Source organism: Geomonas paludis (genome assembly GCF_014193585.1).
Lineage (GTDB): Bacteria > Desulfobacterota > Desulfuromonadia > Geobacterales > Geobacteraceae > Geomonas > Geomonas paludis.
This window is the reverse complement of sequence record NZ_BLXY01000025.1, coordinates 1-14,174: the sequence shown is the minus strand read 5'-3', so window position 1 is coordinate 14,174 and position 14,174 is coordinate 1. Positions and strand designations below refer to the sequence as shown.

Below are 14,174 nucleotides of genomic sequence, written 5' to 3'. Positions count from 1 at the left end.
AGGTCCCCGTCGGTGTAGTGGTCGGTCGACTTGTCGAACAGGTCGACCCGCCCCCAGGCGCCCAGGTGCAGCGAGGTGGCGCTGCCGTCCTTCTCCGCCGCGGTGACCGAGAAACGCAGGTACTCGTACAGCGGGTAAAGGTCGTCCTTGTTGATGGTGCGGGTCATGCGCAGGTAGGTGTTGGAGCTGCCGGTGATGGTGTAATCCGCAGCCGTAGCCGGCTGGGTGAGCATCACCGTGGACGCGGCCGCCAGCACCACCGATGCAACCCTCAGGAGACTGCTTTGTTCGCGTCCTGATCTTTTCTGTTGGTGGCTTGTCAAGACATCCCCTCCTTTTCCGTAGTGTGAATCGTTGTCTGAAAAATCCGCCGTTGCTTTAGCCGCACCTGGCCGTACCGTCGGCGCGCGCTGAGGCCGCGCGAGCCGTCACAGTGGAACGACCTCGTTGGCAACCGCTTCTCGTTTAGAAGAAATCTTGGGAAATACTCTTGGACGTGCTGGCACACCGCCATCACTCAATATTGATAACCCAGTAATAAAAAATGCCCGTGTGCTCGACTTTGATCTGCTGTCGCAGCGTTGGATATACTCAATGCTCGGGGTTATTGTGCAATCGTTGAAGTTAAAGCTGTTTGCACGATCTTTACCAACACCATAAACACTTGAAGTAGCGTTGTTAATAACTTGATGAAACCAACAACAACCTCTCAAACTCAAATCTTTGACAGTTGAAAATCACATTTTTGACAACGTCCTCTTCAACTGCCTTACAAAGCAGCCTAATCGGCAGGCATAAATGAGACTTTAGGATAAAAGTGACATGGGAGGGAAATAAGTCCCGTCGGCAATGAGAGAAGTGAAAATTGCTATGACACAAGCAAGGAGAGCCTGAGAGTAAGGAGATGTCGCTGGAGGCTTAAAAGATGGTAGATGTCACAGGCGTTCCTTACCCGTGGCAGGCGTGGGGGGGATCAACAGCAGGAGCAATACGGCGGCGACGGCGGCCAGCGAGGCGCCGAAGAGAAAAGGAGCCACGGCCCCTTCCAGCTGCCAGATGCCGCCGAAAAGAAGGCTCGCCGGCAGGGCGCCCGCGCCGACGGCGAAGTTGTACCAGCCAAAGGCGGCCCCACGCTCCCCCGGCTGCGCCATATCGGCCAGGAAGGCCTTTTCCGCCCCCTCGGTGAGTCCGAAGAACAGTCCGTACACGGCGAAGAGGAGCCAGATCTGCCACTCGCTGCGGGCCACCCCGAAGCCGAGATAGGAAAGGGAATAGACGCACCAGCCCGCCACGATCACCGCGCGCCGGCCGATGCGGTCGGAGAGCGCGCCAAAGGGCATCGAGGAGACCATTTTCACCAGGTGGAAGAAGGCCCACAGCAGCGGCAGCCGGTAGGAGGGGGTACCGACGGCGCCGGCCTTGAGCAGCAGGAAGGCATCCGAGGAGTTACCCAGGGTGAACAGGAACAGGACCAGCAGGTACCTTCTCAGCCGGCCGGGTGGGAGCGCGCCAAGCCTGAGCCCCGTCTTTGGCAGCGGCGAGCGCTCGGCCTCGGTCACCTTCCAAACGATCAGGAGCACGGCGATGAGGCCCGGGATCCCCGCCAGCCAGAATAACTGCCGCAGGTCCTTGACCACGTAGGCGAGCAGGAAGGTCGCCAGCAGCGGTCCCACCAGGGCGCCGGCGTGGTCCATGGAGCGGTGAAAGCCGTAGGCCTTGCCGCGCAGCGATGGGTCCACCGAGTCGGCGATGAGCGCGTCCCGCGGCGAGGTGCGTATCCCCTTGCCGACCCGGTCGCCGGTGCGGATCAGCAAAACCGCCAGGGGAGAGGTGGCGCTCCCGATCAGGGGACGCATCAGGGCCGATATGGAGTACCCCGCGAGTACCAGGCGCTTTCTGCGGCGCACCCGGTCCGACACGATGCCGGAGAAGAGCTTCAACAGGGAGGCGGTCGATTCGGCAACGCCTTCAATGGCGCCCAGAAAGGCGGGACCTGCTCCAAGCAGGCCGGTGAGGAACAGCGGCAGCAGCGGATAGATCATCTCGCTGGAGACATCGGTGAAGAAGCTGACCAGCCCCAATATGAATACGTTGCCGGTTATGCCTTTGAACACGTCGCACCTCCGGCGTTCAGTCTATCCTAATAACAGACGGTAACAACCACCACCCGGAACAGACAGCTAATAATTAAAACAAATCAATTCTATTGACATTTGGAGTCGGATTTATTACCTATCTTTGAACGCAATCCAAGGGAAAGGGAGGCAAGGACATGGACAGGAAAATAGGCTTCATCGGCGGCGGCAACATGGCGGAGGCGATCATCAAGGGCCTTCTGGCCGGGGGTGTGCCGGCTGCGGAACTCGCCGTGTCGGAGCCGTCCGAGCCGCGCCGCAACCTGCTCGCCGAACGCTACGGGGTGCAGGTGCTCGCCGACAACGTGGAGCTGTGCCGGATGAGCGACGCCGTCGTCCTGGCGGTCAAGCCCCAGGTCGCCCCGCAGGTGCTCGGCGCCCTCGGCGCCGGCCTCACCGACAAGCTCTTCATATCCATCATGGCAGGGGTCAAAAGCGCCGCCATCGAGGGAATGCTCGGCGCCGGGGCCCGCGTGGTCCGGGTCATGCCCAACACCCCCGCCCTGGTGCTCCAGGGAGCATCCGCCATCTCCCGCGGCTACAATGCCCACGAGGACGACCTGGTGCTGACCCGCAGGATATTCGACCTGGTCGGCACCACCTGCGTCGTGGACGAGAAACTGCTCGACGCCGTCACCGGCGTTTCCGGCAGCGGCCCGGCTTACGTCCTCACCTTCATCGAGGCCTTGAGCGATGCCGGCGTCAAACACGGCCTAACCCGCGACGTCGCCACCGCCCTGGCCGCCCAGACCGTCTACGGCACCGCGAAGCTGCTTATGGAGAGCCACGAGCATCCGGCGGCCCTGAAGAGCAACGTCGCCTCGCCGGGGGGGACCACCATCGCCGCCATGCACTCGCTGGACCGCGACGGTTTCCGCGCCGCCACCATCAACGCCGTCGACGTCTGCGTAGCCCGCTCCAAGGAGCTTGGGGAAAAATGAAAAAAAGAGCGATGGTGATCGTGCGTGGCCGGGTGCAGGGCGTCGCCTTTCGCCACTACACCGCGCGCACCGCGCAGCAACTCGGGGTGACGGGGTGGGTGCGCAACCTCTCCGACGGCTCCGTCGAGGCCTGCTTCGAGGGCGAGGAGCGGGACGTATCGGCCATGCTGCAGTGGTGCAGGAGGGGGCCGGAACTGGCCAGGGTGGATGAACTGGTCGAACAGCAGGGAGACTACACCGGTGAGTACGCCGGCTTTCAGGTGAGGGAGTAGCTATGTATCAGTGGAATCGTGTCATCGAGCGTTGCAAGGTGCTGCTGGTCGCCCCCCTGCTGGTGCTCTTTTTTGCCGCCGCGGCCTGTGCCGCCGACCTGGACCTGAGCAAGGCGGTGAAGATAGGCAACGGCAAGACCATGGTGATAGAGTTCACCGACCCCGATTGCCCCTTCTGCAAGAAGGCCGAGGCCTACTTTCAAAGGCGCAGCGACGTCACTCGGTACATCTTCTTCTACCCGCTGAAGAACCATCCGGCGTCCAAGGGGAAGGTGCAGTATATCCTTTCGGCCAAAGACAGGGAAAAGGCGTACCGGGAAGTAACGGCAGACGCGGTCGACAAGTGGAAGCTGATGGAGACGACGCCCGAAGGGGTAGCGCTGCAGGAAGAGCACGTGCAGATCGCCAAGGCCAACGGGATCAACGCCACCCCCATCTTCATGATCTACGGCACCGTCGTACGAGGCTTCGACCTGATGAAGCTGGAACCCCTGCTGAAATAGAAGATGCCCCGCCGGAACTGAAAAAACGAAGAGCCGCCATTTTGCAATGGCGGCTCTTCGCGCAATGAACACTACTGTTGTCATCCCGTCAGTTGTCAGTTGTCAGTTGTCAATTGTCCATTATCCATTGTCAATTGCCCACTCGCCGTCACCCGATCGGCCACCCCTTCTCGAACCCGTCCGGAAAGAAGCGCTCCTTCGTGCGGTTGAAGTAGCCGTACTGGATCTTCGGGAACGCCTTCTTCACCTCCTGCAACAGCTTATACATGCCGATGCCGCGCTTTTGCACCCCCATCCTCTCGTTGTAGAAGGCGGGATCTATGGAGAGGTTGCGCATCTGCAGCATGTCCACGCCGGTCTTCTCGATGAACTTCAAGAGCGCCTCCACCTCGGACGGGCTGTCGGTGACGCCCGGGGAGACCAGGTAGTTGATCATGGTGAAAAGCCCCTTCTGCTTGGCAGCCTGGACCGATTCGACCACGTCGGCGAACTTGTACCCCTTGGGACGGTAATAGCTGTTGTAGAACCCTTCCTGCACCGAATTCATGGAGAAGCGCATCGAGTCCATGCCGGCGTCGCACAGCATGCGCACCCGGTCCGGGATGGACCCGTTGGAGTTGAAATTGACCGTGCCGCGCGAGCTCCCCGCCTTGAGCCTCCTGGTCGCCTCCGCGATGGTGTCGGCCTGCATGATGGGATCCCCCTCGCACCCCTGCCCGTAGGAGACGATGGGCTCCGGCGCCTGCAGCAGGTGCGGCAGCATCAGTTCCACGATCTCCTCCGGCGTCGGCACGAACGGGATGCGCTCATGGTTGGACGGGCAGCAGTCGGAAGGCTGCAGGCTGATGCACCCCAGGCAGCGCGAGTTGCACACGGGCGAGGTCGGGATGGGGGCCTCCCACCTGCGGAAGAACAGGTTCTTCGCTGCGAAGCAGTGGTAGTCGACGGCGCAGCGCGACAGCTGCTCGATGAGCCGGTTCTTGGGGAACTCGGCGAGCATCTTGCGCACCAGCGGATCGAGCTTTCTGTCGTCGTAGTTCTTGGGGAGCCAGTTCTCGTTGTCGTCCACGCGGGTCGCGGCCACCACGAAGCACTCCCGCTCCTCGTCCCACCCCACGGCCGTGTAGGACCACAGCGGCAGGTGCACCTTCTTCTTGCTGTAGTCGCAGGCCGGCAACAGGGTGCGCATGTACCCCGGCGCCATGAAGGCGGAAACGGCCTGGATCTTCATGCTGCGCCGCCCTTCCCTGACCTGGCTCAGGGTCACGAAACTCCCCTGGTCCTCGTCCCAGGCGATGGGAGGCGTGTCGGGTATGGTGAACAGGCGGCTGTCGTCCGGCAGCGGGATCAGTTCCACCGACTCCGGCAACACCGCCTCGTCGGCGCTCATCCCCGCCATGGTGAGGTAGGGGTGGTCGTAGATGTTGCCCTGGCTGTCGGCGTAGAGCAGTTTCGGCAGTTTCTTTCTTTTCATGTCTATCCTTGAAAACCGTTAGCCACAGAGAACTTCTGAGAAAATCTGAGAACTACAAAAGCGGTGTTAGAGACTAGACCAAAGACTTTGGTTTAACAATAGCCTTCCGTTTTGTGCCTTTCTCAGAAGTCCTCAGACTTTCTCCGTGGCCAATGGTTTGTTTTTTGTTCGGCAGCCGCTTACAGTAGCAAAAAAGCTTGGCGCGGGCAAGGGATGCGTCCGGCGCCGCTCCCCGGGCCGCGACGCGCCTGCCACCATTTTTCTGGCAACCCCTTTGCTAATCGGCTACAATCCCCGCCCATGAAGATCCTGCTCACCACCCTGCACGCCAAGTACGTCCATGCCTCGCTGGCACTTCCCTATCTCGCCTCGGCCTGTGCCACCCTGCCCGGGATTGAATCGACCATTGTCGAGCTCACCGTCAACGAACTGCCGGACCAGCTGCTGGCGAAGCTCTACGCCGAGCGGGCCGATGTGGTCATGTTCTCCTGTTACATCTGGAACACGGAGCTTACGCTGAAGCTGGCCTCGGATCTGAAGCAGCTCTCCCCGGACACCTTCATCGTGCTGGGCGGACCGGAGGTCTCCTTCGGCTCCTTCGACATGATGGTGCGCAACGGCGCCATCGACTGCATCGTGCGCGGCGAGGGGGAAGAAAGCTGCCGCGAACTGCTGGCAGCCCTGAGCCAGAGGGGTGCGCTGGAAGAGATCGCCGGCATCACCTACCGCGAGGGCGAGGAGATCATCGCCAACCCTGAGCGCAGTGCGCTGGCCGACCTGGACGTCATCCCCTCCCCCTTCGCGGCCGGACTGGTCGATCTCAAAAAGCCGCTGGTGTACTACGAGACCTCGCGCGGCTGTCCCTTCTCCTGTGCCTTCTGCATGTCCTCCATCGAAAGCGGCGTGCGCTCCTTTCCCATGCCGAGGATCAAGGCGGACCTGCTGCTGCTCATGGAGGCGGGCGTGCAGACCGTGAAACTGGCGGACCGCACCTTCAACTACGACGCCAAACGGGCCAACGAGATCTGGCGCTTCATCCTGGAGCACAACCGGGGCAGCAAGTTTCACTTCGAGATAGCGGCGGAGCTTTTGACCGATGAGAACCTGGCCCTGCTGGCGCAGGTGCCGGCGGGAGTGTTCCGTTTCGAGATAGGCGTTCAGTCCGGTGGGGAGGAGACGCTGGCCAAGGTGGAGCGGAAATCGAGCCTGGACAAGCTCTACGCCAACGTGGCGCGACTGAAATCGGCGACGGCGGTCACGGTGCACCTGGACCTGGTGGCGGGGCTCCCGGGTGAATCTCTGCCGGGATTTCTGGCTTCGGTGCAGGGGCTCTTCGCGCTCGACGCGGACCACATCCAGGTCGAGCCGCTCAAGGTCCTCAAGGGGACGGCGATGCGGGGCATCGCCCGCAAGGAGGGGTACGCCTATGCGGAGACCGCGCCCTACAAGATCCTGCGCACCCCGTGGCTTACGTTCGAGGAGATCCGCCGCATCGAGGGGATCAGCCGGCTCCTCGACCTGGTGTACAACAGCGGCAGGTTCGCCACGACGCTGCAGCTGTTCGCCGCCGAGCGCCCCCTGTCGCAGTTCTTCGATGCAGCGGCGCAGTTCTTCGACTCCGCCGGCCTCTTCGCCGGCAACCTTTCCCTCGCCTCCCTTTTCGAGGCCCTTTGGCGTTTTGCTGTCGACGGCAGGGACGACCAAGCGCGCGAGCGCCTGCGCGAGGCGCTCTGCTTCGACCTGTGCCTGACCGGCTACCCCAGCGGCAACCTGCCCGGCTTCTTCAGCCGCGGGCAGGAGCCGGCCGAACCGGCTGCCCCCCTGCGCCTGGAGTCCAAGCCCGGGGAGCGGGTCCGCTATTACCGCCGCACCTTCGCCCGTGACTACCGCTGCACCCCGTGGCGGGAAGAGGCAACCACCGTCACCTTCGTCTACCGCTCCGCCCCCGGTGCCGGGCTCCAGGTGCAGGTCCTGTAGCTGGGCGGCGCCCGCAACCCGCCTCACCCCATCGACGACAATTCATCCCCTTGCAGTCCCGGCACGGCAGGCGATACTTGACCCTTAGCTTTTTTTCATCAAGACATGCCGCAGCGGAGAGACCATGGAATACTTCACGGTTTGCTGCCAGCGCAGGGGAAGCGTGTCGGTGGACGGGATCTACCAGGGGGAGAACAAGGACGGCGACACGCCCCGGGTGTTCAGGTGCTGCGCCGGGCTGCACGACATCTCCCTGCAGTGCCGCGTGGGGCAGACGTGCAAGGAGATGACGCAGCGGGTCACCATCTGCGGCACCAACGCCATCGTCCCCCTGGTGGTCCGTTTCTTCTGCGACCTGCAGGAGTAGCGCAGGAGTAGCGCAGGAGTAGCGCAGGAGTAGTGCAGGAGTAGCGGCTCTACTGGGCGGTCTTCAGGATCTCCAGCACGAACCTCCAGTACCTGGCCACGCTCTCTATGTAGACCCTTTCATCGGGGGAGTGCACCTTCTCCATGTTGGGCCCGAACGAGACCATGTCCATGCCGGGTGTGCGCTCACCGATAATGCCGCATTCGAGCCCGGCATGAATCGCCTTCACCTCCGGGTCCTTGCCGTACAGACCCCGGTAGCACCTCTGCGCCAGCTTCAATAGCGGCGAATCGACGTTGGGCTGCCACCCGGGGTACCCCTCGCTCACCTCGACCGCTGCGCCACCCAACTCCAGGATCGACTGCACCGTCTCGACCACCTCGGTCAGGCGCGACGCGCTGGAACTGCGCTGGCTGGTGATCAGCACCAGCTCGTCCTGCTCCGTGTTGATCACCGACACGTTGGTGGACGTCTCGACCAGTCCGGCAATCTCTGCGCTCATGCGCTGCACCCCGCTGGGGAGAGCAGCGATGGTGCTGAGCACCTGCCGCTGCAGGTGCTGATACAGTACCGTTGCCGGCGCTTCACACGGCTCCAGGACCAGTTGCACCCCGGGATCGACCGTCGGCAGTTCGGCGGCAAAGGTCGCTGCCAGTTCCGCCACCACCGTTTGCGCCGCTGCCGCCCGCTCCGGCGCGAGGCTGATGACCGCGGCGCACTCCCTGGGAATGGCGTTTCTCATGTTGCCGCCGTCGATGGCAGCCACTCTCGCCCCGAGTCCGGCAAGACGCATGAGCGCCCTGTTCAGCAGCTTGATGGCGTTGCCGAGCCCCTTGTCTATCTCGAGACCTGAGTGCCCTCCCTTGAGCCCCTTCACCGTAAGCCGCAGGGCGGCCCAGCCGGCAGGCGCCGCTTCCCGCACCAGGCGCCACCTCCCCACGGTGTCCCTGCCACCGGCACAGCCGATGTAGAGGGCGCCCTCCTCCTCCGAGTCGAGGTTCAAAAGCGACCGGCTCGACACCAGTGACGGGCTCAGGTTCTTGGCGCCACGCAGTCCGGTCTCCTCCTCGACCGTGAACAGCAATTCCAGCGGACCGTGCTCCACGCTGCGGTCCTCCATGATGGCCAGAGACGTGGCCACGCCGATGCCGTTGTCGGCGCCGAGGGTGGTCCCGTTGGCGGTCAACACCTCCCCGTTGCGCACCAGCTCGATCGGGTCGTTGAGGAAGTCATGCACCTTGTCGGCGTTCTTCTCGCAGACCATGTCCAGGTGGGACTGCAGGCAGATGCTGCGTACCCCCTCCTTGCCCGGCGTGGCCGGCAGCTTCACCACGATGTTGCCACAGTCGTCCTTGGCCCGCTCCAGGCCCAGTTGCCCGGCACGCTCCAGGATATACGCCCCGATCCGTTCCTCGTGCCCCGAGGCCCTGGGAATCGCCGAGATGGCGGCGAAGCAGTTCCAAAAAATCTGCGGTTCCAGGTCACGTGTTGCGTCAGTCATGTCTGCTCCCAAAAGTAGAATTCCCCTGCAATGTTCCGCAGGGGATCAAAGGTGGTCTGCGCTGCTGTTGCTACCGGCGGCTGGGCTAGAGGTTCTTGACCTTCGCCTTCACCCGGGCGAACTCCGGCGTGGAGTCGGGGAGCCAGCTCTTCGCCGGCAGCGTGGAAATTTCCTGCTGGATGGCCTTGATCCGGTCCACCGTCTCAGGATGAGAGGAAAAGTACTTGGCGATGGTGCCGGGCTGCCGCTCCTCGGCAGCGTCGAGCTTCTTGAAGAAGCTGACCATCCCCTGCGGGTTGTAGCCCGCCTTGTACATGGTCTCGACGCCCAGGTAGTCGGCCTGGCTCTCCATCTCGCGGCTGTAGTACATGCCGCCGGCCTTGCCGAAGAGATCGGCCGCGACCTTGGAAAGCTCCCCCCCCTGCCCCCCAAGCAGCAGGCTCGTGATCAGGCTGTAGCCGTACTGCTGCGTCATCTGTCGGGTCGAGTGCCGGGCTACCACGTGGTTCATCTCGTGTGCCATGACCGCCGCCAGTTCCGTCTCGCTCGCAGCCGCCTTGATCAGTCCAGTATTGACGTAGGTGTGCCCGCCGGGGATCGCGAAGGCATTGACGCTGTCATCCTTCACCACCTGGAAGGTAAAAGGGAAATCCTGCTTGCGCACCCCGGTGAGAAGCTTCCTCCCCACACCGTCGATGTACGCCTGCACCTCCGGGTCCCTCACCACCGGGTGCTGCTTCTCGATCTCCACGGCCAGTTTGTCTCCCAGGTCCTTTTCCTCGGAAACCGAGACCAGGTTGAACCCGCCCACCGAAGACTTGCTCACTGCGCAGCCGCAAATGAGGGAAAGACCCAACAGGATCGGCAGGAAAAGCCGTTTCAGGTGTTTCATGAGGTACACCTCCAAGAAGATGATCGTGTGAAGGGCGGAAGTTAACGGTCGGCAGGATCTCGCCATTCTACGGCCCCAAAGGCCCTGTCACTGACAAAGGTGTAGACGAGACTGATGGTCCCTTCAGCCCGATACTTCGTGGGAATATTAGCATAGTTCGTGTTTCGTATCGACTCGGAATATTGAATGCCAATGGCGTGGCTGCCGTGGATCCTTACCGTCAAAGCGCCGTGCCCTCTGAAGACGCTCTCTGAGCCGTCATGATCAGGGCCAAGACTGCTTACATAGTACCAGCGCCCGGTCAGGTCCAGCATGGCCCTTTCGCCAAAGAGAAAGTTCATTGCCAACAGCACCTGCGGGGTCACCCCGTAGTGATAGCCCCGCTCCTCCGCCACGTCGGATTCCAGCCCGGTGGCGCCGAAACCGACCCCGCCGAGCAGCGAGCCCTGGGCTGCCACGCCGGGGCCGATCCAGTACTGTCCCGTGGTACCCAGGGAAAGGGCCGTGCTCGAGACCCTGAACAGGTAGGGGGAGATGTAGTCGTAGCTGCCATAGAGGCCCCAGATGCCGCGATAGTCCCGCCCCATCTCGTACGTTTTTCCTTTCAGCAGCCCTCTGACGGTGAGGGTGTCCACCAGGTTGTGCTGCCGGGCCCTGGTGGAGATTTCAAAATTGAAGTAATCCAGGGGGCGGTTGTAGCTGTACCCGGGTTTGCCCGGCAGCCCGTAGGCCATGGAAAACTCCAGGATGCCGATACTGTCCCGGCTGGGCTCCTTGACCGGGGCGCTGAGGTTTTTGGAGTGGACGTCGAGGCTGAAACCGCCGCGGACCAACCACAACGTCGCCGGGCTATGGTTCGGGAAGACCGTGTCGAAACGTTTGCCGAACAGCAGCCGATTGACTGCGGTCGGCGGAGAAATCGCCGCTGCCGCCAGTCGATGCCCTAAAGGAGGGTTGCTCCCTCCCTCTTCCAAGACCAGGTCAGCCATGCGGAACAGCACCTCACCAAGGAGCGCCCCGGCATTGCCGGTCGTGATCAGATCGTTGGTCGAGGGACGGGAATTCTCGCCCCCCATCTCCCAGAGAAAGCTTCCTACGTTGCTGTAGGCCAGCGATTGCCAGAAGTTCAGCCCGGCCGACCGCGCCAGGCCGTACATGGTGGCTCCTTCGTACGGGTGCCCGAACTGGTTCACCTTGAAGGTGTCCTGGTCGAAGGTCCAGTCCTGGTGGGTCAACTGGTGCCAGAAGGTGGATGGATTGGTAGCGTAAGTCCTCTTCCCGTCCTCGGTCTTTTTGTCGTGAAAGTACACCCGGTCGAAGGCATTGAGGAGGACGATGAAGGCGGGAATTTCCAGGGCCGGTATCAGGTAACTCTTTCCTTCGCCCGTCTCCCAGGAAAGGCGGCGTTGCGGTGCTGCCGCCGTGTAAAGCTCGGGCGCGGTGTCGGCCTGGGCGACGTGATAGACGGACCGGCTACGATGGTTTTTCCAACTATAAAGAGAGGCGGCGTCCAGCGTGACCAGACTGCTCAACTCTTGCGGGGCAGGCTCTGCGGTAGCTGTGCTCGCACCGGCACGAGGGTCGACATCGGTATCGGTCATGGCGAAGAGCTGTACTGGCACTGCCATCACCGCAAACACCATCGCCACTGCGAGCAGCAAGACAGCAACAGATGTCGGTAAGCCTCTCATACCGCCTCCCATGACTTCCTGGCCAATGCGCCTGCCCCAGGGTTTGCGGGGGCATGGCCGGCAGTAGATGACGCTAAAACGTCGGCAAAATTAACAGACTATAATCTATCGGACCTGTTTTTGATGTCAAGGCAGGAGAGAGAGGGCGAGCGGCAGAAGGGACAGGCTCCGTCAGGTGCCTGTCCCTTGAGCGGAACGCTCTTTCAGTTCAGCCAACTTCTCAGAGCACCAAGAACACCAAGGGGACAGGCACCTGGCGGAGCCAGTCCCCCCATCCCCCTTTGGCAAAAAAAAGCCCCATCCGGAGCAACCGGTGGGGCTTGAAACTAGCAGCGGGGAAGGGAGTCTACAGCTTGCGGAAGGACTCCATCTCCCTATGCACGGCGACGATCAATTCGTTGATGGTCTCGATCTCGCCCAGCATCTTCTTGGCCTCCTGGGCGGTCCCCTGGATCAGGCGATCGACCTCGGCCACGTCGTTACGCAGCACGTCGCCTATGGCGATCTGCTCCATACAGGTGTCCTTCAACGCCTTCACCTTGTCGTTGTCTTCCTGGACGCTTTGCATGTACAGGCGGTTGCCCCGCACCTGCTCCTCGGTGGAGTTCGTTATCTTTACCGACAGGGCGCGCATGCGCTCCAGGCTGCGCACGATCAGCTGGGCTCCGGTTTCCTCTTCCTGGATGGCCCGGCTGAACTGTTTCACACGGGTCAGGTTCTTTTCAGCCTCTTCTGTGATCAATTTGCTGCCCGAGGCCTGCTCGTCAGTGGCGGCGGCGATCTGCTGCACCATGCGCGAAGCCTCTGCGGCGCTCTCCTCGATCCGGTGCAACGCCTCGTCCGCCTTTTCTGAGACCGTCACCCCTTCGGCAACCATGTCCTTGCCCAGCCGTGCGGCGGTCTCGGCAGCAGCCGTTTCCTTCTGGATGTTGGCGACCAACTCCTCGATCTCTTCCGTGGATGCGGAAGTCCTCTTGGCGAGGGCGCGGACCTCTTCGGCAACTACCGCAAAGGCCTTGCCCCGCTCACCTGCCTGGGCGGCGATGATGGAGGCGTTGAGGGAAAGGAGGTTGGTCTGGGCGACGACCTCCTTGATGACATCGAGGAACTCTCCTACACGCAGCGAGTGCTGAGACAGGCGGTTGATGGCATCAACGGAGCGGTCGCTGTGCTCCTCTATCGCGGTCATTGCTGCAATGGTCGCCGCCATGGCCTCCATTCCTTCGGCAGCCTCCACACGGACGCGGTCCGAGCAGTCGGAGGAGCGCCGGGCATTGTCACGGATTTCCCCGATCGAGTTCCCAATAGTAAGGATTGAGTTGTAGGTCTGTTCCGTGGAGGTGGTCAGCGCATCGATGTTCGAAGCCGTCCCCTTGATGCTGACTGCCATTTCCTCGATGGAAGCGGAGGTCTCCATGACAGAGGCGGAATACTCCTGGATGCTAAGGGCGATCGCGTCGGTGGCGGCGCTCATTTCCGTGGAGATGGAAGCACGCTCGTCGGTGCGCACGGCGATATCCTCGATCTCCTTCAACAGGTCACGGAAGAAGGCGTTCATGTCATCCACCGCCCCTATCGTTTCCTGCTCCCTGGCAGCCTGTTTCTCGTGGTTGTGCACTGTCTTGCTGAAGTCGGCAGTGAGGCGGCCATGGCGGTCGGAGATGTCTGCGGCAAGCCTGGACACGTTTTCCACCATCACCAGGACCCGGTTCATCAGGGCCTCGTTGCACTCCATCAGTTGCTGCAGTTCATCGCCCGTGCCCGACACCGACACGGAGGATGCGTCACCGGTGATCCGCCCGAGTATTTTCAGCTGTTGTTCGATGTAAAGCCTGAGCGCTTCCTTGATCACGTGATAGCAGAATGTGCCGACAATGAATCCGGCTGCAAGGCAGCCGAGGACGTACAGAGGAGCAAAGGCCTTGGCACCGAAGAAGAGCCAGGAATAGAAGGGAAAAACGACCCCCATGAGGAGGCCGAAACAGACCATGAATATGTAAGTGCTGCGCAGTGAAGAGAGGTATTTCCTGAAAAACATAAAAGCCCCAGTCGCATTCAAATATGCCAATTAGTACATTGAAAAGGGCGTGGTGTCAATCCAATAGGCATAACACCCCAACTGGAGCGGTTCTGAGAGTAAGCAGCGGCGGCTATGACAGTGAGATCCCCCCTCTCCCCCTGGGAGAGGGGCGGGGGTGAGGGCGCTGCAGCAGCGGGAGGAAAGAGCCGCAGCAACGAGCCGCAAACAAGCTAGCAGCCAGAACGCGAAAAAGCCCCGCCTGGTTATCAGGCGGGGCTTTCTCTATTAAATTCCCTGCGGCGACCTACTCTCCCACATCGTTTCCAATGCAGTACCATCGGCCCAGAGAGGCTTAACTTCCGTGTTCGGGATGGGAACGGGTGTGACCCTCTCGGCATTGC

At 61.7% G+C, this 14,174-nt stretch carries 11 protein-coding genes, 1 rRNA gene and 1 pseudogene; 5 read left to right on the top strand and 8 right to left on the bottom strand.

What is annotated here, in order from left to right; genetic code table 11:
* Together H7687_RS21675 and H7687_RS21670 are read right to left on the bottom strand one after the other, a co-directional pair.
* Nucleotides 1-323 (bottom strand): annotated as a pseudogene (locus H7687_RS21675) (hypothetical protein); the annotation flags it as partial.
* A gap of 612 nt (nt 324-935) precedes the next feature.
* The gene (locus H7687_RS21670; RefSeq protein WP_183351354.1) at nt 936-2,114 is read right to left on the bottom strand and encodes an MFS transporter; all 1,179 of its coding nucleotides are present in this window, start codon (nt 2,112-2,114) and stop codon (nt 936-938) included.
* A gap of 158 nt (nt 2,115-2,272) precedes the next feature.
* On the opposite strand from H7687_RS21670, the gene proC reads away from it, so the two are divergent.
* Genes proC through H7687_RS21655 form a run of 3 tightly spaced genes read left to right on the top strand, consistent with a single transcriptional unit; the run spans nt 2,273 to nt 3,851 of the window.
* Entirely contained in the window at nt 2,273-3,076 is an 804-nt protein-coding gene (gene proC / locus H7687_RS21665; protein ID WP_183351352.1) for a pyrroline-5-carboxylate reductase, read from the top strand.
* Nucleotides 3,073-3,348 (top strand): acylphosphatase, encoded by a 276-nt coding sequence (locus H7687_RS21660; RefSeq protein ID WP_183351350.1) that lies wholly within the window; start codon nt 3,073-3,075, stop codon nt 3,346-3,348. The genes proC and H7687_RS21660 overlap by 4 nt, the downstream gene beginning before the upstream one ends.
* 2 nt (nt 3,349-3,350) lie before the next feature.
* Nucleotides 3,351-3,851 carry a thioredoxin fold domain-containing protein gene (locus tag H7687_RS21655; RefSeq protein WP_183351349.1) on the top strand — a complete coding sequence of 167 codons (501 nt, stop codon included), beginning with the start codon at nt 3,351-3,353 and terminating at the stop codon, nt 3,849-3,851.
* 148 nt (nt 3,852-3,999) lie between these two features.
* On the opposite strand, the gene H7687_RS21650 is transcribed toward H7687_RS21655, so the two are convergent.
* Nucleotides 4,000-5,325, bottom strand: coding sequence for a radical SAM family protein (locus tag H7687_RS21650; protein WP_183351347.1), 1,326 nt, complete (start codon nt 5,323-5,325; stop codon nt 4,000-4,002).
* Nucleotides 5,326-5,625: 300 nt separating this feature from the next.
* Between H7687_RS21650 and H7687_RS21645 the strand changes: the two genes are divergently transcribed.
* Nucleotides 5,626-7,302: a B12-binding domain-containing radical SAM protein gene (locus tag H7687_RS21645; protein ID WP_183351344.1), complete on the top strand. Its 1,677-nt coding sequence runs from the start codon at nt 5,626-5,628 to the stop codon at nt 7,300-7,302.
* Between the two features lie 124 nt (nt 7,303-7,426).
* A complete protein-coding gene (locus tag H7687_RS21640) occupies nt 7,427-7,669 on the top strand; it encodes a hypothetical protein (RefSeq protein WP_183351342.1) in 243 nt (80 codons plus the stop codon).
* 49 nt (nt 7,670-7,718) lie between these two features.
* On the opposite strand, the gene H7687_RS21635 is transcribed toward H7687_RS21640, so the two are convergent.
* The 5 genes from H7687_RS21635 to rrf form a co-directional block, all read right to left on the bottom strand.
* Complete coding sequence (locus tag H7687_RS21635) at nt 7,719-9,170, bottom strand: aminoacyl-histidine dipeptidase (RefSeq protein ID WP_183351340.1); 1,452 nt, start codon at nt 9,168-9,170, stop codon at nt 7,719-7,721.
* Between the two features lie 85 nt (nt 9,171-9,255).
* The gene (locus tag H7687_RS21630) at nt 9,256-10,062 is read right to left on the bottom strand and encodes a M48 family metallopeptidase (RefSeq protein ID WP_183351338.1); all 807 of its coding nucleotides are present in this window, start codon (nt 10,060-10,062) and stop codon (nt 9,256-9,258) included.
* Between the two features lie 41 nt (nt 10,063-10,103).
* The gene (locus tag H7687_RS21625) at nt 10,104-11,690 is read right to left on the bottom strand and encodes a DUF3943 domain-containing protein (RefSeq protein WP_246405066.1); all 1,587 of its coding nucleotides are present in this window, start codon (nt 11,688-11,690) and stop codon (nt 10,104-10,106) included.
* 409 nt (nt 11,691-12,099) lie between these two features.
* Nucleotides 12,100-13,791: a methyl-accepting chemotaxis protein gene (locus tag H7687_RS21620; RefSeq protein WP_183351333.1), complete on the bottom strand. Its 1,692-nt coding sequence runs from the start codon at nt 13,789-13,791 to the stop codon at nt 12,100-12,102.
* A 273-nt stretch (nt 13,792-14,064) separates the two neighbouring features.
* Nucleotides 14,065-14,174 (bottom strand): 5S ribosomal RNA (gene rrf, locus H7687_RS21615); the annotation flags it as partial.